A 22159-nucleotide genomic window follows, 5' to 3' on the forward strand; every position below is an offset into this window, starting at 1 on the left:
GACATGGGCGTGAAGAAAACGCGCTCCTGCATAGGCCAGCAAAAGCGATTTCGCAAAACCGGAGCCGGGCGCGCGGTTGCCCATCGTCCGGATCACGGTTAGATGCGTTAACGAACCCAATTTCCAGACAGTTGCTTCTTCGGCCCCCGAAGATACCATCCCTGTCCGGAACAGTAGAGAAAAGGCTTGCCGGGTCATGGAGACACCGCACGTGGCGCATCGTCAGTCGAATGCCCCCTGTCGCCCCGCAGGGCGCTTTGCGCTCAAGGCAGGGTTGCGCCCGGCTTGTGCCCTTACGGCAGCCATGCTGCTCGCCGGGTGCAGCGATGTCGCGCATATCGGTCACAGCCTGTTTGGCAAGACCACCCCCATCGTGACGGGCTATATCGGCACGGTAGTCGCCGATGAGCCACGTGCGGCCCTGATCGGGCGCGATGTGCTGGTGCATGGCGGCAACGCAGCCGATGCTGCGGCTGCGGTGGGGATGGCACTGTCGGTCACCCTGCCATCGCGTGCCTCTCTGGGCGGTGGTGGCGCCTGCCTGGCCACACGCGCCAACGAGGCCCCCCAGGCTTTCGTGTTCCTGCCCGGTTCAGCCAGCGCTTCGGGTGCAGCCACGCGTCAGGCGGCGATACCGATGACGCCGCGTGGGTTGTTCACCATGCAGCTTCGCTACGGCACCGTCGAATTTGCTGATATTCTTGGTCCGTCCGTTCGCCTTGCCCGCAGCGGCACCACAGTCAGCCGCGTGCTGGCCAACGATATTGCTGCGGTACAGAACCCCCTCTTCGCCGATGACGCCGCACGTAGCGTTTTCAGCCGTCCCGATGGCGCGCCGCTGCAAAATGGCGATGCGCTGGTGCAGCCCCAGCTGGCAAGTTTTCTGGAACGCATGACCAATGTTGGTGTGGGCGATCTGTATAACGGGGCGCTTGGCGGGATCTTCGTTGAAGGGGCCAACAAGGCAGGGGGCGGCCTTTCGACCACAGCGTTGCGTAACGCCATGCCAGCGCAGATCGCGCCGCTTCAGGTCGAGCAGGATGGCTATGTGGCCTCGTTCCTGCCGCCGCCTGCTGATGGTGGGCTTGGTGCCGCGGCGGCGTTCCACTCCGGCGCTTCCGCGCAGAGCGTGGTGGCAACGTGGCGCAGCGAAGACCGTCATGGCCTGAGCAATGACGCCCTCCTAAGCGCTGCGCAGACCCTGGTGAATGGCGGATCCAGCCGCGGTGGCTCCCTGCCGTCGCTTCCGGCCTCGACCTCCTTTGTCGTGACAGACAACAAGGGCGGCGCTGTGGCCTGCGCCCTGACCGACAACAATTTGTTCGGCACAGGTCGTATGGCTGAAGGAACGGGCGTGCTGCTGGCTGCGGCACCGGGGCGCTATCCGGCACCGCTTCTGGCTGCTGCCATCGTGCAGCGTCGTGGCACCCTGACTGGTGCCGCCGCCGCCTCCGGTCAGAACGATGCAGCCGATGCGCTGGCTCAGGCTGCACGGGCGATCGTCTCTGGCACGACGGTGCCGCATGAAGGGCAGGGGCGCGTCAATGCCTCGGTTTGCAAGGGCGGCAATTGTCAGGGTGATACCGATCCGCGTGGTGGCGGTCTCTCGGTGGGCAGTGTGAACAACTGATCCTGCGTGATCTCTCGCTTTTGGGCCATCGAGGCCGGATGCGGGAGTATGAATTGTTTGCAGAAACGACACTTATACCCCCTGGAAACAGGGGGTATTTTTTATGTCCGTCCCCTTGTGTAAAAGGGGCGTGATCATGATATGTTCTCAAGAACAAATGTGAACGATCAACACGAATCGCTCCGCCCCGATTGCCGATTTTCATGAGTTCGGCAACACTGGTGTGAGCGGAGGACAGGATATGAGCGTGGACAGGACGAAAGCACTCGAAGGTGCGCTGAGCCAGATCGAACGGGCTTTCGGCAAGGGGTCGATCATGCGCATGGGGCAGCGCCCCAAGGAGCAGGCCGATGTGATCTCCACCGGCTCGCTGGGCCTCGATATCGGCCTCGGTATCGGCGGTCTGCCGCGCGGCCGTATCATCGAGATCTACGGCCCTGAAAGCTCCGGCAAGACGACACTGGCGCTTCATGCTATTGCCGAAGCCCAGAAGAAGGGCGGAACCTGCGCCTTTATCGATGCTGAACATGCGCTCGATCCGGGTTATGCCCGCAAGCTTGGTGTGGATGTCGACAATCTTCTGCTCAGCCAGCCTGACGCTGGTGAACAGGCTCTGGAAATTGCCGATACGCTGGTGCGTTCCGGTGCCGTCGATGTGCTGGTGGTCGACTCCGTGGCGGCACTGGTGCCGCGTGCGGAACTTGAGGGCGATATGGGCGACAGCCATGTCGGTCTTCATGCCCGTCTGATGAGCCAGGCCCTGCGCAAGCTGACTGGCACAGTCTCGCGCTCGAACACGATGGTGATTTTCCTCAACCAGATCCGCATGAAGATCGGCGTGATGTTCGGCAATCCCGAGACCACGACCGGTGGTAACGCGCTCAAATTCTACGCGTCGGTGCGTCTGGATATCCGCCGTATCGGTTCGATCAAGGACCGCGACGAGGTGGTGGGCAACCAGACACGCGTGAAGGTGGTCAAGAACAAGATGGCCCCGCCTTTCCGTCAGGTCGAATTCGACATCATGTACGGCGAGGGCATCAGCAAGGTCGGCGAACTGATCGATCTGGGCGTCAAGGCCAATATCGTCGAGAAATCGGGTGCCTGGTTCTCGTATGATAGCACCCGCGTGGGTCAGGGGCGTGAGAATGCCAAGCAGTTCCTGCGCGATCACCCCGAGATGGCAGCCGATATCGAACGTCGTATCCGCGAGCAGGCAGGCGTGGTGGCTGAGGCCATGATGACCTCGCCGGAAGATCAGGAAGACGAAGCCGAAGCCTGAGTCCCGTCATCCCTGTCGCAGGCAGGGTAGCGCGAGACTGAATTGAAAAGACCCGCTGCATCCCCGGCGATGCAGCGGGTCTTTCTGTGGGTCATTCAGCGCAGACTGCCAGATATCGTACCGGGGGGACTCAACGCCCGCACGGCAAGCTCTCGCTGCCGGTTTTTACGCCTGACCCTGAGACTGGCTGAAGCCTCCGGCATCAAATGACTTGGGGGGCGCCCAATAGGCGGCGGCCAGTTCGTTCTGGCAGATTTCGATCTGTTCCTGAATCCAGTGCATACATTCATGCAGCCCACGAATGATGATTTCCTCGGCTGTCTGGTCATCCAGCATGGCCCGTAATTCGCCAAGGCGCTCCTGCACCGCCGAGCTTTGCTTGCGCAGGTTGTAATGTGTTGCGAGGGCACCCAGGACAGAATCGGCATGACGCAGGTTGAGCGCGAGCGAGCGCGGAAACCCCTCATTCTTGAGCAGGAAACCGACCACATTGGCAGGCGTAGTCGTCACCGGTTTGAGACGGCGAAAGGCGTGATAGGCCGCAGCCGAGCGCAGCACGGACGCCCATTGTGTCATATCGATTTCCGACCCCACCTCGGCAGCATCGGGTAGGAGCGTATGATAGCGCGTGTCGATCAGTCGTGTGATCTGGTCACTGCGCTCCAGATGCCGACCCAGCAGATAGAACAGCCAGGCCTGATCGCGATAGAGCGTCCCTTCCGTCACACCGGCATGAGACTGGCACTCCTGCTTGATGCGGTTGCACAGGGCCGAAAGCCCTGTGCGTCGTATGTCGCCGGGCGTGAGGTCCAGCATCCAGCGCGTGAATACATTGAGCTGCATCCACATTTCGGTCGAGATAAGGGGGCGTGCAGAGCGGGCATTTTCGCGCACGGCGTGGGCCATGGCCCGGATCGAACTCGGGTTGGAGCAATCCGTGATGTAAAAGCACAGATAATCCTCCTCCCTCGCGGCAGGATAGAGGGCGCGAAACCGCTCTTCATCGCTGTTGATGTGAACGATTGAATCCCATACCGGGCGGCCATCGGCACCCCGCACGAAAGCCTCGGTTACTTCGAGCACGCGGGCGAGGTTTTCGATGCGCTCCATATAGCGTGCAAGCCACATCATGTTCTCGGCATAGCGCGAGAGCAGGGTGTTCAGGTCGGGCTGTATGCCTGAGACATAGGGGTTGAAGCGGCTCATGCTGACATCACCCAGGTATCCTTCGAGCCACCTCCCTGCGATGAATTTACCACCAGAGACCCCTTTCGCAACGCGACGCGGGACAGCCCGCCAGGCAGAACCCAGGTAGATTGCCCTGTCACCGCGAAGGGGCGCAGATCGACGTGACGCCCTTCCACACCGGCGGGGCAGAGTGTCGGCACGACAGAAAGATCGATGACGGGCTGGCTGATGTAATTGGCCGGATTTTCGATCAGCTTCTCGCGAAAGGCCTCAAGCTCGCTTTCAGTCGCATGGGGTCCGATGATGAGACCATAGCCTCCGGAATCGCCGACGGGCTTCACCACGAGATTGGCGAGATTATCGAGCGTGTGGGCAAGGCCTTCGGGCTCAGCACAGATGTGGGTTTCCACACTGTCGAGAATAGGATCCTCGTCGAGATAGTAGCGAATGATGCGGGGCATATAGGCATAGATGGCCTTGTCATCGGCCACCCCGGTGCCCAGCGCATTGGCGAGGGTCACATTGCCACGACAATAGGCTTCGACGAGGCCCGGCACACCCAGCAGGCTCTCGGGATTGAAAGCTAGTGGATCAAGGAACGCGTCGTCGATACGGCGGTAGATCGAGTGGACAGGGCGCAGCCCGGCAACGGTGCGCATGAAGACATGATGATCTTCAACCACCAGATCACGCCCCTCGACGAGCGGCACACCCATTTCACGGGCCAGAAACACGTGCTCGAAATAGGCGGAATTATACATGCCCGGCGAAAGCAGAACCACTTGCGGGTCCGTCACGCCCTTGGGGGCCACGTCGCATAGGGCGCGATGCAGCCTGACGCCATAATCCTCGACAGAGCGGAGCTTGATGCCCGAGGCCAGATCAGGCAGCAGGCGCAGCATCATGTGGCGGTTTTCGATGACGTAGGAGACCCCGGAAGGAGTGCGTGCATTGTCCTCAAGCACGAGGAAGCGCCCCGAGCGGTCGCGTATGAGGTCAGTGCCGTTGATGTGGACATACACACCGCCCGGCACGTCCACCCCGATCATCGCCTCGCAGTAATTGGCATTCTTAAGCACGAGATCGGCAGGGACGATGCCATCATCCAGAATACGGCGCTCGTGATAGATGTCCCACAGAAAGAGATTGATGGCCTTGACGCGCTGCTGCACGCCCTTCTCGACAAATGCCCATTCCTCAGCCGTGAGCAGGCGGGGGATCATGTCGAAAGGCAGGATACGATCGATGGCCTCACGTTCAGTATAGACCGTAAAGGTGATACCCAGACGCCAGAGCAGGTTTTCTGCGTCAGTCGTTCGCTCGCGCAGGTCGGAAAGGGTGAGATGGGCCAGACGTTCCTGCACCTTCTGCAGGGCTTCGGGCAGTTCACTGCCCCGGTTCATCAGCTCGCAGTAAAAGGCGGGCGTGTCATAGGTCGAAAAAATACCGGCTTCGTGGATGGGCGAGGCGTCGAGCGCCATATTTTCTCACCTTCTTGTTGGGGAGGGTCTGGTGTATCCTGAACCGAAACGTTACGGTTGTTTATTAAACTACCAAAATTCGTGACTTGCCAAGCACTAAAAGAAAGGCTGTTCCGGGCGGGTTCGCCGGTTTATTGCTGTCAAACAGAATATCGGCCCAATGGTTGCAAGGCGCTGCCTGAACCGGCGGCGGGCGGCAGGGGGCAGGCCTCATGGAGGGCGCACGATGGTCCCTGACGGCACCTCATCGGGGCAGGCAGGAGACATGCAGGGAAAGCGCAGGCAAGGGAGTGTCATGAAACCAGGCCCAGCGGGGCGCGCAGGATGAGCCGGCCAGTGCTGCTCAATCATCGCACGTCCTATCGTTACGACCGGATGGTGTCGCTTGGCCCGCAAACGATCCGTTTGCGGCCGCCATCGCGCACGCGCAATGCGATCATGACCTATGCGCTTTCAATAGGGCCGGATCATGCCGGACTGGACTGGCATCACGACAGACATGGCAACATGGTCTCCGAGGTGCGTTTCTCCGATCGCATGTCGCAATTCGTGGTTGATGTGAGCATGATTGTTGATCTCGCCCCCTATGATCCGCTGGGCATGGGCGTGAGATCGTCTGACGGTGAAATGGCGCTCGATCAGGCCTATCGCCGCCCCGTGACGGACGATGCGGTGCTGGTCCCGTTTCTGTCTGCCGAAGACGCATCGCCGATCGGGAGCCCTCTCGAACGCCTGTCCAGGCTGGCGCGTCGCATCGCGACCAGGCTGCACTACATGCGCCGCATGGAGCCAGGTGTCTGGAGCCCTCATGAAACCCTGAAACGCGAGGCCGGGTCTTGTCGTGACAGCGCGTGGCTGCTGATCGCCCTGGCGCGTCATATGGGTTACGCAGCGCGTTTCGTCTCGGGCTATCTCATCGAGCCTTCTGCCCTTCAGGCTGATCCGGACCGCCTGACCTGTGACCTGCATGCCTGGGCCGAAATTCTGGTGCCGGAGCATGGCTGGGTGGGGTTTGACACGACATCGGGTCTGATCGCAGCGCAGAACCATATTCCGCTCGCCGCTTCGGACACGCCTGATGCCGCCGCACCGATCTCAGGGTTGCTGGATCAGTGTCAGGCGGAATTCGATGTGATGATGCAGGCGCATTTTCTGCATCGGGCGTAGTATCATGGCGGACGAGGCGGGAACCAAAGCCGTCACGCGCAGTTCCGGGTCATAACCTCATCGGGATGATCAGATCGTGAAGCTTTTTTCGTGCGAATGCTGCGCTCAGCCGCTCTTTTTTGAAAATACGAGGTGCGAGTCATGCCATCACGAAGTGGGGTATCTGCATAAGCTGGCCGATCTGACAGCGCTCAATCCCGCCGAGGAACCCGGAAAATGGTATCCGATGGAGCCGGGTCTTGAGGATCAGGTGCATGTCTATTGCGCCAACCGTCAGTATGACGCCTGCAACTGGCTGCTCGGCCCGCAGGAAGCGGCTGAAGGCCCGTATTGCTATGCCTGCCAGTTCAATCGCACGATCCCCGATCTGTCGGACCCGCATAATCTGGAGCGCTGGCGCAAGATCGAGGTCGCCAAGCATCGCCTTTTCCACGCACTGATCCGGCTCGACCTGCCAATGGTCAACCGGCGACAGGACCCTGAAAACGGGCTGGCTTTTGACTTTCTGGATGATGCGCCCGACGGTTCGGCTCCTGTCATGACCGGTCATGACAACGGCTTGATCACCCTTGCCGTGCGAGAAGCCGATGACGACCAGCGCGAGCGTATGCGCGTGGAGATGGGCGAGTATTACCGGACCCTGCTCGGGCATTTCAGGCACGAGATCGGGCATTATTTCTGGAACGTGCTGATACGCGATGGGGGAGGGCTGGAACGCTGCCGCGCCGTATTCGGCGATGACCGGCAGGATTATCAGGAAGCCCTCAAGGCGCATTACGCCAAGCCGCCTTCAGAAGACTGGCGCGAGACGCATGTCAGTGTCTATGCCGCCTCTCACCCCTGGGAGGATTTCGCCGAGACCTGGGCGCATTATCTGCACATTGTCTCGACGCTGGAAACGGCATGGCTTTATGGCATTGCCATTGCCCCGCAGACACCCGAGGGAGCGCAATATTCAACCCCGGCAGTGAGCGGCAATCCCTACCGCACCCTTGGCTTTGACGAGATCATGAATGCATGGCTCCCCCTGAGCATGGCCGTGAACAGCCTCAACCGCTCCATGGGCCTTCAGGATTTCTATCCTTTCGTCCTGACGGGGGCGATAAGGCAGAAACTGGCTTTCATCCATGATGTCATTCGCGAAACGCAGCAGAGCCGCGACGCGCAGCGACAGGATCAGTCCGAGAGCGCCGCTGTCAAAATGTCAGAAGGTCACGCAGCGGAGTGAGGTAATCCGCCAGCGGCACGCGCAGCGGCATGAGGTAAGCGCTCTCGCCGCGTGCATGCACCGCTTCGAGGATCGTCCGTGCGAAAGCGATATTGGCATCGAGCCTGGGTTCGAAATCCGATGGGAAGACCACGTGATTGACGCGCTCCCAATACGCGCGTGACTTGGGGCCGATTACGGGTGAGAGCCCCCAGAATACCTGATCATTCTCCAGCCAAGAGGCACACAGATCGAACAGCCTGCGGTCAAACAGAGGCTGTGTAAAGAATCCAGCAGCACCGGCATCGCGTTTTTGCTGGATGGTCTCCAGTTCCTGCCAGGGCGCACGACGATACGGATCGAAGGCCGCATAGACCGTCAGGTGCGGGGCTTCACGCCGATACCGTGTGATGATGTCAGCGCTGCTGTTGGGCCAGATGCGATGCGTCGAATCCGGGGGCGGATCGCCCGCAATGACAAGAATTTCGCGCAGTCCTTCCTGCTCCGCACAGGGCAGGGGCGCATCGGGGTCGATATCAATGGCACGGATGTGCGGGATCGCTGCATAGCCCTGACCCTGCGCCAGCGCAGCACCCTCCCATGAGCGCAGGGGCAGGCGCAGAAGGTCGGGCAGGTTGATGGTCGTTACGTCCGGCGCGATCTGCCTTACCGTGGCCAGATCCTCTGTCAGGCTTTGTGTGTCGCGCGGGATCAGCTCGATGGCGATACGGCTCATGGAGTCTGTTCGCTCCGACCCGTGCCGTCCTGTCCATTTTCCAGAATCTGGCGCGCTGCCTGCAGGGTGTTGTGCAGCAGGCAGGCAATGGTCATGGGGCCAACGCCACCGGGCACCGGTGTGATATGGCCAGCTACAGGCGCGGCCTCGTCAAAGGCGACATCACCCACCAGGCGCGTCTTGCCGTCCGGCAGGGCGATGCGCGTAATGCCAACGTCGATGACTGTCGCGCCGGGCTTGATCCAGTCGCCACGCACCAGCCCGTTCTTGCCTGTTGCGACCACAAGGATATCCCCCTCGCGGGCCAGCGCCCTCGCATCCTTTGTGTCGATATGACCGACCGATACCGTGCAGCCTTCCTTGAGCAGCAGCTGCGCCATGGGTTTACCCACCAGATTGGACGCCCCGATGATGACGGCATGAAGCCCGCGCAGCGCGGGCAGCGTCTCCTTGAGCAGGATGAGGCAACCCAGAGGCGTGCAGGGCACCAGCCCGTCAATGCCCAGGCTCAGCCTGCCGGCATTGACCTCGCCCAGACCATCCACATCCTTGTGCGGGGCAATGGCATTAGTCACCAGAATCGGGTCGATCTGCTTCGGCAGGGGAAGCTGGACCAGAATACCATGGATCTGGGGATCGGCGTTGAGGCGGGCAATCAGTTCCAGCAACTCGTCCTGCGACGTGGTCTCGGGCAGCATGTGCATGAATGAGCGCATACCGGCACGATGGGTCTGGATGGCCTTGTTCCGGACATAGACCTCACTTGCAGGGTCATCACCGACCAGCACGACAGCCAGACCCGGAATCTTGCCGGTGCGCTCGCGCAGGGTTTCGGCCTCGGCCTTGACGCGATCCGTCAGGCGGCGTGCGATGGCCTTGCCGTCGATGAGCTTTTCTGAAAGCGCCGGATCGTGTTTCATGGCTGCAATTCCTGTAGCAGGGCGATCGGTACGGGCAAGCACCCGGACGATGGCCTCAGAGACGAGTGAGGAACGGACGTGACCGAGGCAATACGCAAGAACTTCGCAAGTGACAACATCGCGCCAGTCTGCCCCGAGGTGATGAATGCTCTCATACGCATCAACAAAGGGGCAGCGCCGTCTTATGGCGAGGATTCCGAAACAGAAAGACTGACAGCGCTCATGCGCGACGCCTTCGATCACCCGGTCTGGGTGTTTCCTGTGGCCACCGGTACGGCCGCCAACAGTCTTGCGCTGTCCGCATCCACCGCGCCTTTCGGTGCTGTTATCTGCGACCAGAGCGCTCATATCGCCAATGATGAGGGTGGGGCACCAGAGTTCTTCATGCATGGGGCGAGGCTGATGCCCCTGCCTTCGCCTGACGGGCGCATGGATCCCGCCGCCCTTGACCGCGCACTCGTCACCAATGGCGAAGGCGGAGTCCATACAAGCCCGATCCAGACACTTTCACTGACACAAAGTACGGAATGGGGCACGGTCTATTCTCTTGACCATCTTGCAGCCCTGACGTCACGCGCCAGAGAGTCCGGCCTTGCCACGCATCTGGATGGTGCCCGTCTGGGCAATTCCATTGCTGCACTCAATTGCACACCTGCCGAGATAACCTGGAAGGCCGGGTTCGACATGGTGAGCTTCGGCGGCACGAAGAATGGCGGCATGGCGTCAGAGGCCGTGCTGATCTTCAAGGAAGAACTGGCAAGAAACTTTTCCCGGCGTATCAAGCGTGGTGGGCATCTCTGGTCGAAGCAGCGTTATCTGAGCGCACAGCTCGCGGCGCTGGTGGAAAATGATCTGTGGCTGCGTCATGCCCTGCATGCCAACACCATGGCTCAGCGCCTCGCTCATGGCTTGCGCCGCCATCCTGCGGCGTCTCTGCCCTTCGAGGTGCAGAGCAATGAGGTGTTTGTCGTGCTGCCTGAACGCAGCGTGGCCGCGCTGGAGGCTCAGGGTTTCGTGTTCTATCGCTGGACAACGCCGCCGGGTATCGACGGGGTATTGATACGCCTCGTGACCTGCTGGGCGACCGAAGCGCGGGATGTGGATCACTTTCTCGAGGCGCTCTGATCCGGGTTTATAACCGAGCATGAAAAAGGGGCGCTCGGCCATGCCGGACGCCCCTTTCTCTGTGCGTTTCGTTATGCGGTGTCAGAAACCGATCATCGCATCGCCACCAAAGGTGAACATGCCGGTATTGCGACCATCGTTGAACGGTGACGTGCCGTTAAGCGAGCGATCAAAGCGGATCTCGGGGCGCAGGGCAAAGACGCGTATGCCGTGCCCGAGGTCAGGACGGTAGGTCACGCCGAGTGTCAGGGCACCGTAAGTGGTGGCAGGGGCCGTCTCGGCGGGCGCGTAGCCGCCTAGAAAGGCGTTCATATAGGCCTGATTGGTCAGGAAGTTGACGACGAACAGACCGCTGTTATCGCGATAGAGTTCACCGCGGTAGTTGAAGGTCAGGCTCGGTGTGATCTTGTAGGCAGCGAAGGTGACGACGCTCCAGGTTTCGGCACGCAGACCGTCATCGTGCAGGAAGTTGAACTCTCCTGTGAGGCTGAGCTTGTCATTGACCGTGTAGAATGCGGCAATGTCGTTCCACCAGCGCTGCGCCGTATTGGCACGGGGGCCAAGTGCCGCAACGGCATTTTCCGGGCCGACACGCGACAATTCGTTGATGTTCAGTTTTCCATGAGCCAGGCCAATGAGGTTGAAGCCGAAATAGCCGGCGGCTGCATTGTTGTTGTCGTTGCGGCCCCACGTCGTCTGATTACCGGTATCGACCCCGAAATTGAAATCAAACATCGGGGTGACATGCCAGTGGAACATGGCGCCGAGATGCTCGAAGGGTACGGAATACTGAGACGTATAGGCCAGAGAATAAAAAGGACGCAGTGTCGGATCCAGCACTTCGACGCCCATGGGGGCTGGCAGGATGCCGGCCTGCATGTCGATGCCACCCTTCGACAAGAGCGGGGCGTGCACATCCACATGGGCCTGCGCCGGAAGCAGCTGGTAGCGATCGCTTGTCATTTTGTTCGACAGGCCAAGCAGGTGATAGTAGCGCGCATCCGATCCATAGAGCGCTTCAAGCATGAAGCCGATCTGATATTCGGATTTCGTCGGATCGATTGCCTTGGACAGGGTGAGGCTGATCTGGTTCAGCTGGGCCTGATTGGCATGGTCACCAAGGAAGTTACCGAAATTGATGCCGTTATCCGGTCGGGCAGGGTTTGCCATGATGCCACCCTCGATCAGACCGGACAGATTGACCCCCTGCAGCCACGGGTTGGTGGCCGTCTTGAACAGAGGAATATCGGCAAGGGCTGTGCCGGGAAGGGCGGTTAGTGCGCCTGAAATCAGGGCGCCTGCAGAAATGGTTTTACAGAAACGGCTCGTTATATCGCGAATCAGGTCCATAACCCATCCCTATCAGAAGCCCCTGGGGGCAATTCAATCAGCTAAAAGAATTTATTTTGCTTTGATAATTGTATCAAGAAGGCAACATAATTAGTTCGACACTGTGCTTTTCAGATGACAGTTCGATAATGGCTCCTCAAAACGGTCTTTTATTTCATGGAGACCGGATTTGAGGTTGCGGCCCCCCCCATGGTCAGTAACAGCGTTTCACGGCAGGATTGTTGATCGATCGATCGCCAGATCGTGTCATGCGCTCCGACGCTAGCCGTTACCCGAGGGCTGATTTTTATCAAATTGTTATCGAAACGACGCCAGGGAGTTCATGTGGCTTTTATGCCCGTGCGCCGGTTCGGTTCCGAACGCTGATCCCCTTTCCAGGTGATGAGTTGAGGCCCTTTTTGCAAAACCTGGGAGCGACGCGCATGGTGGACGATGCCTGAACGAGCGGATTGGAGGCATGACATGACCATCAGACATATACTCTGCTTTGGCGATTCACTGACCTGGGGCTGGAAGCCTGTGCCGGAGGGAACGCCAACCACGCGATATGAGCGTGATGAGCGCTGGACCGGTGTCATGGCGAAGGCTCTAGGCGACGGATTTTATGTGATCGAGGAGGGGCTGAGCGCCCGGACCACGACGGCACTCGACGCCAACGACCCGCGTCTGGACGGATCGGCCTATCTGCCGGCAGCGTTGGCCAGCCATATGCCGCTCGATCTTGTCATCATCATGCTTGGTACGAACGACGCCAAGAACGCCTACAGGCGAACTGCCCATGACATCGCGCAGGGTATGGCTAGATTGGTCGGGCAGGTGGCTGCCAGCACGGGTGGCGTTGGCACCGGCTACAAGGCGCCCGCACTGCTTGTAGTCGCACCGCCCTTGCCGGGCGATATACCGGGCCCCTGGCTCAGGGCGCAGTTCGACGGGGCTGTACCCAAGATCGCGGCGCTCGCTACCCAGTATGAGGCGCTTGCGGGGGCAAGGGGCGCCGCGTTCCTCGACGCCGCCCAGCATATCACCACCGATGGCAGCGATGGCGTTCACTTTACGCCTGACAATAACCGCACGCTCGGCGAAGTCCTGGCTGGCAAGGTGAAAGACATGCTGCAAGTCGAATAGGCTGCCACCGGCAGACATAGGCTCGATCACGCGAGGGTGATATTTAAGCCACATAGTAGGTAGGGAAAATTAACTTTCCCCAAACTTTCTTTGCGAATGACTCGCAATATCGCTATCTCTCTGCCGTTTTCTCACGGCAGGATATTTTATGCGCGCTGAATTTACCCGCTCGGGTCTGGCAATGTGTGTTTCCCTCATGGCGCTGATGACTGGCAGCGCCCATGCACAGACACAGCAATCCTCCAGCAAAAGCGGGGCTGGAACAGTCAGGGCGCGTAGTGCCTCGTCCGGGGTGGTTCAGAACGCGGCAGTTTCAGGCCCCGCGGGGTCACATGCGACGTCATCTGCCCATGCGGCCCCGGCTGCCTCTCACCCGAAGGCTGAGGAGCTTGTGGTGCGTGGTCAGAAAGGCGCAACCATTGCTTCATCAGCGACCAAATCGAGCACGCCGCTCATCGAGACGGCGCAATCCGTAACGGTGGTCACCCGCAATGAAATGGACATTCGTGGCGTGCTGACGCTCAATCAGGCCGTCCGCTATGCAGCAGGCATCACGCCCGATCTGCGTGGTGGTGTCGGTACGCGTTATGACCTGTTCCAGCTGCGTGGTTTCACCATTCCCGAATTTCTCGACGGGCTGCGCTTGCAGGACAGCCCGACCGGCTATGCGATCGCGCAGATCGACACGTCGCGTCTTGAGCGCCTGGAGATCCTGAAAGGCCCGGCTTCGGCGCTTTACGGCCAGTCCAGCCCCGGTGGTCTCGTCGCCCTGTCCAGCAAACTGCCGACCGATCGTGCCTCTTACGGTTCGGTCAACGCCACGGGCGGCATGTTCGATCTGTATCGTGTCGACGCCGATATGGGTGGCTTTGCTACCAAGGATGGATCCATCCGTTACCGCCTGTACGGCACGGTCAATGGTCAGCACACCCAGCTGTCACGCACCGGCAGTCGCCGCTTCTCGATCAGCCCTTCGGTCACGTTTGGCGGTAACGGACCGGACACCTTCACCCTGCTTGGCAACTACCAGTACGATCCCGAGGCCGGCACCTATGGCGGTGTACCGCTTCAAGGCTCGCTCAAGCCTGCGCCTTTTGGCGGCTATCTGCCCCGTAATTTCTATGATGGCGATGCACGCTTCGAGAAATTCAACCGCAAGCATGGCGGCATTACGTACATCTATAATCACCGATTCAACAGCGACTGGAATTTCTCGACACGCGGTCGCTATGACGACATCAAGACGCAATATCGCAGCGTCTATAATGCGGGATACTGGGGCGCCGACGGGATGCTGCCGCGCTATGGGTTCGGCACCACCGAGCACACGCGCAATCTGGCATTTGACAGCAATGTGCATGGCAAGCTGCGCACGGGGCCGCTCACGCACATGATCATGGCGGGTTTCGACTATCAGCAACAATGGGCCAACGAAACGGCGGGGCAGAGTGCGGCCCCGGATCTGAATGTCTTCGCCCCGAATTACGATATGGGCATCGACCCGCTCGAAACCTATGCGCGCTACAAGGTGAACTCGCATCAGATCGGCGTTTACGGTCAGGATGAGATCCATTGGGGCGGGCTGGTGCTGACAGGCAGCATCCGTAATGACTGGTTCCGCTCACGCCAGATCGAGTATTATTCGGCGTCGAACTCCAAGCAGAGCCCGAGCCAGATCACATGGCGGGCTGGTGGCCTTTATCACTTCAAGTTCGGCCTTGCGCCCTATATCAGCTACGCCACCTCGTTCCAGCCCCAGACTGGCGTGGTGCTTGAGACCAGTGGCGCGACGCATCAGGCCGATCCATCCATTGGCAAGCAGCTTGAGGGCGGTCTGAAATATCAGCTGCCGGGCACGCCCATCCTGCTGACGGCCGCAGGCTTCCATATCGAGCAGACCAATGTGCTCGTTTCCCTGCCGAACTCGATCTATAATACACAGCAGGGGCTGGTGCATTCAGACGGGTTCGAATTCGAAGCCCATATCGACAACTGGCACAATCTGATGGTCGAAGCTGCTGTCAGCGTGCAGCGCGTACATGATGACTCCACCGGCAAGCCGCTTATCCAGTCTGGCCGTGGAAATGCCTCGCTCTTCGGATTTTACACCATTCCCAAGGGCCGCTTCAAATCACTCGGTCTTGGTGCAGGCATGCGCTATTCCGCCTCGGCCTATGGCGGTGAAGCCAGCTATGGCAGCGTGAAGGTACCGCAATATGCGCTGTTCGATGCCTCCTTGCGTTACGATCTGGCGAACGTCTCGAAATCGCTCAAGGGTTGGACAGTCGGTGCCAGCGTACGCAATCTGTTCGACAAGAACTACGTGACCAACTGCCTGGCCTATGCGTCTTACGGGCAGGAGTTCTGCTATTACGGCGAGCGCCGCAATGCTCAGGGCACGATCGGTTTCGCTTGGTGAAAAGCGCAATACCGGGCCGTTAGACGGCCCGGTTGTTCACATGAAAAACCCCGGAGCGCTTTTGCGGTCCGGGGTTTTCTGATGGACAGGGTGTCGTCTGTTCAGGGCAGACGCGACAGGCGTTCCGTCAGCACCTGATAAAATCCGTCTGAATCCACATCGCGCATATAGAGCGCATTGGCGGGGCGTCCCGTCACGCTCCAGTAATCGACAACGGTCTGACCGGATGAGAGCGCACTTTGTGTCTCGACCTCGACATTGACGAGGCGGCCCTGAAACAGATCGGGGCGCAGCAGCCACATGATCGTGCAGGGGTCATGCAACGGCGCGCCGGGCCAGCCGTATTTTTCGAGGTCGAAGCGCTCTGAAAAGCCGAGCATACCGCCCACACAGCGCCCGGCCTCGTTGCCGATGGCGCGGATGCGCCCAAGTCGTGAAGGGGTCGTCAGCACCTGATGAGTGATATCGAGCGGCAGCATGACTACCGGCACACCAGAGCCCAGAACAATGGCTGCGGCTTCCGGGTCGACATAGGCATTGAATTCGGCATTGGGGGTGATGTTCCCCCCTTCAAAACAGGCGCCCAGCATGGACACAACGCGGTTGATGCGCGGTGCGATATCGGGAGCCTTCTGCAACGCTGTTGCCAGATTGGTCATCGGGCCCAGTGTCACGATGGTCAGGCTGCCTTCCGGCTCGCGGCGCAGCGTTTCGATCAGGAAATCCACCGCATGGGGTGAGTCAGCTTGTTTTGTCGGTGCAGGCAGGTCTGCCCCATCAAGCCCGCTCTCGCCGTGCACATGATCGGCCCGGACGGGAGGGCGCTTCATGGGCAGGTCGTATCCGCTATGCAGCGGAATATCGGCGCGGCCAGCCAGTTCGAGAATGGCGGCGGCATTGCGTGTGGTGTTGGCAATGCCGCTATTGCCGCCCACTGTCAGAATCGCCTCGACCGTAATGTCCTCGGGCGAGGCCAGCGCCAGAAGTATGGCAACGGCGTCGTCCTGTCCGGGGTCGGTATCGATGATGATCCGTGTGGGCGTCATGGGTTTACTCCTTGCCGGCTTCCTCGGCTTCGGGGCCCTTGATCCAGGCTTCCACCGTGCCGGAAACCTTGATGGTCATCGGGTTGCCCTTGCGGTCGAGCGTCTTGCCGACAGCCAGACGCACCCAGCCTTCGCTGATGCAGTATTCCTGCACATTGGTACGTTCTTCGCCATTGAAGCGGATACCGATCCCCTTTTCGAGCAGGGCCTCGTCATAAAACGGGCTGCCCGGTGTGGCGCTCAGACGGTCTGGCATGGTGTCGCTCATGGGAATTCCTCCGGTTTGGCGCGTGTTCCAGTTCTTGTCATGGGACATAGCCCGAGTTCCGGCTCGCGCAAAGCGCCGGAACGCAAAACGGGCGCGGGGGTGTGCACCCTCGCGCCCGTTTGCGGCTGTTTTAGGGCCTGAGGGGTTGTTGCCTCAGGCTGTTTTCAGGCGTTCGGCTCAGCCAAGCGTGGGCATGACGAAATCTGCACCCTGACGAATGCCTGTCGGCCAGCGCGAGGTGACAGCCTTGTACTTGGTGAAGAAGCGCACACCCTCGGCGCCATGCATGTGGTGATCGCCAAACAGCGAAGCCTTCCAGCCGCCGAAGGAATGGAACGCCATGGGTACAGGGATGGGTACGTTCACGCCGACCATGCCAGCCTGCACGCGATGGGTGAAGGCACGGGCGCTATCGCCATCACGGGTGAAGATGGCGGTGCCATTGCCGAATTCATGGTCGTTGACCAGCTTCAGCGCGGTCTCGAAATCGGGCACGCGCACGACAGCCAGAACGGGGCCAAAGATCTCCTCGCGATAGAGGCGCATCTCCGGTGTCACATGATCGAACAGCGACCCGCCAAGGAAGAAGCCTTCCGGGTTCTGCGTCGATTTGAAATCGCGGCCATCGACCAGCAGCTTGGCACCTTCCTCAGCCCCGAGCGTGACGTAGGAAGCTACCTTGTCGCGATGGACTCTGGTGACCAGCGGGCCCATTTCGGTCGCGTCATCCGTGCCATTGCCGATTTTCAGCGCCTTGACCTTGGGGATCAGCTTGTCGACCAGCGCATCGGCCACAGGGCCAACAGCCACGGCCACGGAAATGGCCATGCAGCGTTCGCCTGCCGAGCCATAGGCCGCGCCCATCAGGGCATCGACGGTCTTGTCGAGGTCGCAATCAGGCATGATGACGGCATGGTTCTTGGCACCGCCCAGAGCCTGAACGCGCTTTCCGTGGGCTACACCGGTCTCGTGGATGTAGCGGGCGATGGGGGTGGAGCCCACAAAGCTGATCGCCTGCACATCCGGGTGCTTGAGCAGGGCATCCACGACGGTCTTGTCACCATGCACCACCTGGAACACGCCATCAGGCAGACCGGCCTCTTTCAGCAGATCGGCCAGAACGAGCGACGCGGAAGGGTCGCGCTCGGAAGGTTTGAGAATGAAGCAGTTACCGCAGGCGAGCGCCATCGGTGCCATCCAGAGCGGCACCATGACCGGAAAGTTGAAGGGCGTGATTCCTGCCACAACCCCGAGTGGCTGGCGCATCGACCAGGCATCGATGCCGCGTCCCACCTGTTCGGTAAATTCACCCTTGAGCAGTTCAGGGGCGCCGGTTGCGAATTCCACCACTTCCATGCCGCGCGTCACTTCGCCCAGCGCGTCTGACAGGACCTTGCCATGCTCCGAGGTGATGACCGCCGCCAGATCGCGCGCGTGCTTCTCGATCAGATCACGAAAGCGGAACAGCACACGGGCACGGGCCAGAGGGGTGGTTTGTGACCATGCGGGAAAGGCGGCCCTGGCGGCAGCAACGGCATCATCGACGTCGCGCGTGTCACCCAGAGCGAGCTGCGCCGTCACCTTGCCTGTGGCAGGGTTGAAGACCTCTCCGCGCTGGGCGCCGTGACCCTCGGTACGGGACCCGTTGATGTAATGCTGAATCAGACTGCTCATGAACGTCTTCCTCTTCCTTGCGGCCTTGTGACGCGCCCTTATGGACCCGCTCCCCTCATCCGCCTTATAGCATCGGCCCAGCCACGCGAATTTCAACTCCCGCGTGAGGCCGCTTTCCTGACCTGTATCGAAATTAATATTCTCTTTTGTCGTTGGAAAAGAAAAATAATTCTATTTCCTGATGATCAGGGTCACGTTCCGGTGAGTGGCAGTCAGAGGCATGGCAGGGGCATTGCGGCGGTAAGGAGCCCTCTGCCGCTCCGATAGATGGGCTTGCTGCTGTTTCGCCCGTCTCGGCGGTCTGCGGGATGACACTGCGCCGCAATGGTCAGAAAGCGACGTGGGCTCGGATCAGCTTGGCGGCTCTCTTTCAGAACATCTGCGGCCGGACCGCGCCCGGGTCGGTCCTGTCAAATCTCCGCCCGTCCACCGGGCATCTTCTGCCTCTGGTTACATCGAACCAGCAGGAGCGACCATGAAGTCGCCCTGATTCCCCATCATGGGAACGTCCCGGGGAGCCGAACCGGCCTGTGAGCGCTGCGTTTGCCGTATGCGGTTCCCTGACCCGGCCCCGAATGGCCCCCATCGCATGCGGGGTGTTTTTGGCTCGCTGGGCTGTCGGGGCTTGCCCCCGCGCGACACTCCTGAGACTTTCCATCCCTCGTTACCCCTAGATCGAAGAGGTCTGATGCGTTCTGTCCTTGCCATGATGGCTGTTTCCGCCCTGACCCTGACCGCCTGCGCGATGGATGCCGATGAGGATGCCGAATCGCGCTATGCCCCCGTCGCTGCCGGGCAGGCCATCAAGCTCGAACAGAAAAATGCGCCCATTCCCGGCACGGCTTATCGCATGGCCTATCGCAGCACCGATGCGCATAACCCGACGCATCTGGTGGCGGTTTCGGCTGAGGTCATGGTCCCGCGCGGCACACCGCCCGCAGGTGGCTGGCCTGTCGTGGCCTGGGCTCACGGCACAAGCGGGATCGGCCTTACCTGTGCGCCTTCCATCATGGGGATTGGCGGCCCGCAGGCAAGCTTTTACGGAAGCTGGCTGCGTCGGGGCTATGCCGTTGTCGCTACCGATTATCCGGGTCTGGGCGAGCCAGGGGCAGCGCTTTACCTGAATGCCAAATCAGAAGGCATGGCTGTGCTGGACTCGGTTCGTGCAGCGCGTCGCCGCTTCTCTGCGCTGAGCGGCCATGTCGTCTTGCTGGGGCATGATCAGGGTGCGCAGGCTGTGCTTGCAGCCTCGGCGCTGGCAAAATCCTATGCACCGAGCCTGCAGATCAAGGGTACGATCGCGCTTGGCGCACCGTATTTCGATGGCGATTCAGGCCATATCCTGACCCAGGCTCATGGGGCCCGTCGCTTTGCCCCGGGCGTGGTTTATGGCCTGCTGCTTGGGGCGTCGCTTGGGGCTGCGGATCCCTCTTTCGACCCATCCAGCGCCTTCAAGCCCCGTGCCCTGCCGCTGTACCGCAAGGCCAGCGAACTCTGCCGTGGCGATTTCTTTGGGGCTGTCGAACATGCGGGCCTGACGCCTGACAACACTTTCCAGCCAGATGCCGAAAACGCGCTGGCTCCGGCACTGCAATGGGCGCGTTATCCTTCGCTCAAGCTGCCTTCACCCGTCATGCTCGGGATTGCCACCAGTGACACGCAGGTGCCCCCCGCCCAGCAGGAGAAGCTGAAGCAGGCGCTATGCTCTGCCGGAACGGTTGTGAGTGTGCACCACTATCGTGTGGAACATTCACCGCTCCTGAACGCGGCCGAGAGTGAAGCACAGGCTTTCGCCGATCGCAGCCTGCGAGGCGATGCGATTTCATCCGATTGTCAGTGAGACAGGGGTTTCCGAGGCGCCGTCTTGATTTACCCAAAGAGCAGGTATCCATCGGAGTCCGGATTTTATGACAGGTTGTTCGTGTAAAGCTTGCTTTCCACCCCAAAATGAGGAATATGGAAAGTATGCTTTACATGGAGAAACGTATGTTCAGGCCCAGACAGTACGGGATCGAGCTTGGCGCGGCATTGTTGCTGTATCTTTTCCTGCTCCTCACGTCAGGTGCGCTGGAGCATCTGCTTCGCCCCACAGGGACGCTTCTTTTCGCTTTGAGCATGGCGCCCACGCTTGGAGCCGTGGCCGTGGCATGGGTTATCATGCGAGCACTGCGGCGCATGGATGAACTTCAGCGTCGCGTTCAGTTCGACGCCATAGCGACGGCTTTTCTTGGCACGGCCCTCATCACCATAGGATGGGGCTTCGCTGAAAACGCTGGTGCCCCTCATATTCGCGCCTTCGCCATCTGGCCGCTTATGGCGCTTCTGTGGCTCGCAGGCATGGTCGTTGCTTGCCGGAGATACCGGTGAAAAACCGCATGCGCGATCTGCGTCTGGCTCAGGGCCTCAGCCAGAATGCGCTGGCCGAGGCGTTGGGCGTCTCGCGGCAGACCATCAATGCGATTGAGAACGAGCGTTACGACCCGAGCCTGCCTCTGGCGTTCGCCATTGCGAAAATCTTCGATCTGAGCATCGAAGCCATTTTTACCCCGTAGGCAGAACGGGATGAAAGGGGCGAGCCCCTTTCCGGGGGATGGGGCAGCGCCCCGTGAACCCTTACTCCACGAAAACGCTTGCCGGATAACCCTGAGCGAACAGATGGGCACGCAGGGTCGAGTGATTGACCTGCATGTCGATCATCTGGCGCACTTTTGGCTTGCCCTTATAGGCAATGCCCAGACCGGCGACGGCGAGCATGGGCAGGTCGTTGGTGCCATCGCCTGTCGTCAGGGCTGCCGAAGCCTTCACGCCGCGCTCTTCAAGGAGGCGGCTCAGATGCTCTTCCTTGCTGTTCGGCCCCAGCACGGGGGCAGCGAGCTTGCCTGTAAACACGTCATCCACGATGTCGAATTCATTGCCGTAATGCTCGTCAAAGCCACAGGCCTCTGCCACGCGGCTGGTGAAATAGGTGAAGCCACCCGAGACGAGCGCTGTGCGGGCGTTATGGGCGTGCATGGTCTGCACAAGCGTACGGGCACCCGTATTGAGCCTTGAATTTTGCCAGACTTCTTCGAGGCAGGAGGCGGATTTGCCTTCCAGAAGTGCGACACGTGTCCGCAGGGACTCCTCGAAATCCAGTTTGCCGTTCATGGTGTCGAGGGTGAGCTGGGCGACGGCGTTACCCACGCCCAGCAGGGCTGCGACCTCATCGAGGGTTTCACCGTCCAGAATGGTGCTGTCCATATCAGCTACGAGCACAGCCTTGCGACGGCCGCGTGTCTTGACCAGCAGGGCATCCACCTTATGACGGGCCAGTGTTGCGCGGATGGTCGCGATGGTTGGTGCGCCCGGTGCCGGGGTAGGGCAGGGGATTTCGACGGCTTCGCCCGGCGAAAGCACGATGGGGTTCTTGCCCTTGACCATGTTCCGCGCAATGTCGATGGCATCTTTGGACAGGGTGCCCTGTGCAGGGTCGGCAACGAGAACGAGAACGTAAGGTAAGGTCATCTTGGCCCATCTGGTAGAAACGCTTGGGACAGCAAGA

19 protein-coding genes are annotated in these 22159 nt (G+C 60.2%); 10 read left to right on the plus strand and 9 right to left on the minus strand.

All coding sequences use genetic code 11. The features are described from left to right. Nucleotides 1-196: 196 nt before the first annotated feature. Nucleotides 197-1630, plus strand: coding sequence for a gamma-glutamyltransferase (locus tag Asbog_RS02060; protein ID WP_062163908.1), 1434 nt, complete (start codon nt 197-199; stop codon nt 1628-1630). Nucleotides 1631-1871: 241 nt separating this feature from the next. After that, nucleotides 1872-2912 carry a recombinase RecA gene (gene recA, locus Asbog_RS02065; RefSeq protein WP_062163909.1) on the plus strand — a complete coding sequence of 347 codons (1041 nt, stop codon included), beginning with the start codon at nt 1872-1874 and terminating at the stop codon, nt 2910-2912. Between the two features lie 165 nt (nt 2913-3077). Here recA and Asbog_RS02070 read toward each other — a convergent pair whose 3' ends face one another. Then, nucleotides 3078-4118 (minus strand): alpha-E domain-containing protein, encoded by a 1041-nt coding sequence (locus Asbog_RS02070; protein ID WP_062163910.1) that lies wholly within the window; start codon nt 4116-4118, stop codon nt 3078-3080. Continuing rightward, nucleotides 4115-5581 carry a circularly permuted type 2 ATP-grasp protein gene (locus Asbog_RS02075; protein ID WP_062163911.1) on the minus strand — a complete coding sequence of 489 codons (1467 nt, stop codon included), beginning with the start codon at nt 5579-5581 and terminating at the stop codon, nt 4115-4117. The genes Asbog_RS02070 and Asbog_RS02075 overlap by 4 nt, the downstream gene beginning before the upstream one ends. Nucleotides 5582-5905: 324 nt before the next feature. Here Asbog_RS02075 and Asbog_RS02080 point away from each other — a divergent pair, with 324 nt between their 5' ends. Beyond that, nucleotides 5906-6748: a transglutaminase family protein gene (locus Asbog_RS02080; protein WP_062163912.1), complete on the plus strand. Its 843-nt coding sequence runs from the start codon at nt 5906-5908 to the stop codon at nt 6746-6748. A 76-nt stretch (nt 6749-6824) separates the two neighbouring features. Continuing rightward, nucleotides 6825-7976: a zinc-binding metallopeptidase family protein gene (locus Asbog_RS02085; protein ID WP_062163913.1), complete on the plus strand. Its 1152-nt coding sequence runs from the start codon at nt 6825-6827 to the stop codon at nt 7974-7976. Here the strand turns inward: Asbog_RS02085 and Asbog_RS02090 are convergent. Continuing rightward, a complete protein-coding gene (locus Asbog_RS02090) occupies nt 7945-8691 on the minus strand; it encodes a methylenetetrahydrofolate reductase (RefSeq protein WP_062163914.1) in 747 nt (248 codons plus the stop codon). The genes Asbog_RS02085 and Asbog_RS02090 overlap by 32 nt on opposite strands. Beyond that, nucleotides 8688-9611: a bifunctional methylenetetrahydrofolate dehydrogenase/methenyltetrahydrofolate cyclohydrolase FolD gene (gene folD / locus Asbog_RS02095; RefSeq protein ID WP_062163915.1), complete on the minus strand. Its 924-nt coding sequence runs from the start codon at nt 9609-9611 to the stop codon at nt 8688-8690. Before folD ends, Asbog_RS02090 begins: the two co-directional genes overlap by 4 nt. Nucleotides 9612-9689: 78 nt before the next feature. On the opposite strand from folD, the gene Asbog_RS02100 reads away from it, so the two are divergent. Beyond that, entirely contained in the window at nt 9690-10736 is a 1047-nt protein-coding gene (locus Asbog_RS02100) for a threonine aldolase family protein (RefSeq protein WP_062163916.1), read from the plus strand. Nucleotides 10737-10817: 81 nt separating this feature from the next. Here the strand turns inward: Asbog_RS02100 and Asbog_RS02105 are convergent, their stop codons facing one another. Continuing rightward, nucleotides 10818-12086 (minus strand): outer membrane beta-barrel protein, encoded by a 1269-nt coding sequence (locus Asbog_RS02105; RefSeq protein WP_062163917.1) that lies wholly within the window; start codon nt 12084-12086, stop codon nt 10818-10820. 462 nt (nt 12087-12548) lie between these two features. Between Asbog_RS02105 and Asbog_RS02110 the strand changes: the two genes are divergently transcribed. Beyond that, nucleotides 12549-13211 carry an SGNH/GDSL hydrolase family protein gene (locus Asbog_RS02110; RefSeq protein WP_062163918.1) on the plus strand — a complete coding sequence of 221 codons (663 nt, stop codon included), beginning with the start codon at nt 12549-12551 and terminating at the stop codon, nt 13209-13211. Between the two features lie 148 nt (nt 13212-13359). Then, a complete protein-coding gene (locus Asbog_RS02115) occupies nt 13360-15630 on the plus strand; it encodes a TonB-dependent siderophore receptor (RefSeq protein WP_231944633.1) in 2271 nt (756 codons plus the stop codon). A gap of 101 nt (nt 15631-15731) precedes the next feature. On the opposite strand, the gene Asbog_RS02120 is transcribed toward Asbog_RS02115, so the two are convergent. From Asbog_RS02120 to Asbog_RS02130, 3 genes are all read right to left on the minus strand, one after another. Next, nucleotides 15732-16676: a nucleoside hydrolase gene (locus Asbog_RS02120; RefSeq protein ID WP_023979698.1), complete on the minus strand. Its 945-nt coding sequence runs from the start codon at nt 16674-16676 to the stop codon at nt 15732-15734. A gap of 4 nt (nt 16677-16680) precedes the next feature. Next, nucleotides 16681-16944, minus strand: coding sequence for a DUF3297 family protein (locus Asbog_RS02125; protein ID WP_023979699.1), 264 nt, complete (start codon nt 16942-16944; stop codon nt 16681-16683). A 177-nt stretch (nt 16945-17121) separates the two neighbouring features. Then, entirely contained in the window at nt 17122-18618 is a 1497-nt protein-coding gene (locus Asbog_RS02130) for a CoA-acylating methylmalonate-semialdehyde dehydrogenase (protein WP_023979700.1), read from the minus strand. A 688-nt stretch (nt 18619-19306) separates the two neighbouring features. On the opposite strand from Asbog_RS02130, the gene Asbog_RS02135 reads away from it, so the two are divergent. The 3 genes from Asbog_RS02135 to Asbog_RS02145 all read left to right on the plus strand — a co-directional run bounded on the left by Asbog_RS02135 (nt 19307) and on the right by Asbog_RS02145 (nt 21170). Then, nucleotides 19307-20458: an alpha/beta fold hydrolase gene (locus tag Asbog_RS02135; protein WP_062163919.1), complete on the plus strand. Its 1152-nt coding sequence runs from the start codon at nt 19307-19309 to the stop codon at nt 20456-20458. A 146-nt stretch (nt 20459-20604) separates the two neighbouring features. Next, nucleotides 20605-20985 (plus strand): hypothetical protein, encoded by a 381-nt coding sequence (locus Asbog_RS02140; protein WP_031241454.1) that lies wholly within the window; start codon nt 20605-20607, stop codon nt 20983-20985. After that, nucleotides 20982-21170 (plus strand): helix-turn-helix transcriptional regulator, encoded by a 189-nt coding sequence (locus Asbog_RS02145; RefSeq protein ID WP_023979703.1) that lies wholly within the window; start codon nt 20982-20984, stop codon nt 21168-21170. Before Asbog_RS02140 ends, Asbog_RS02145 begins: the two co-directional genes overlap by 4 nt. 61 nt (nt 21171-21231) lie before the next feature. On the opposite strand, the gene serB is transcribed toward Asbog_RS02145, so the two are convergent. After that, nucleotides 21232-22122, minus strand: a complete 891-nt coding sequence (serB, locus tag Asbog_RS02150) for a phosphoserine phosphatase SerB (protein WP_035443964.1) — start codon at nt 22120-22122, stop codon at nt 21232-21234. Nucleotides 22123-22159: the final 37 nt, after the last annotated feature.

Origin of the sequence: Asaia bogorensis NBRC 16594, assembly GCF_001547995.1 — a bacterium.
Classification (GTDB): Bacteria; Pseudomonadota; Alphaproteobacteria; order Acetobacterales; family Acetobacteraceae; genus Asaia; species Asaia bogorensis.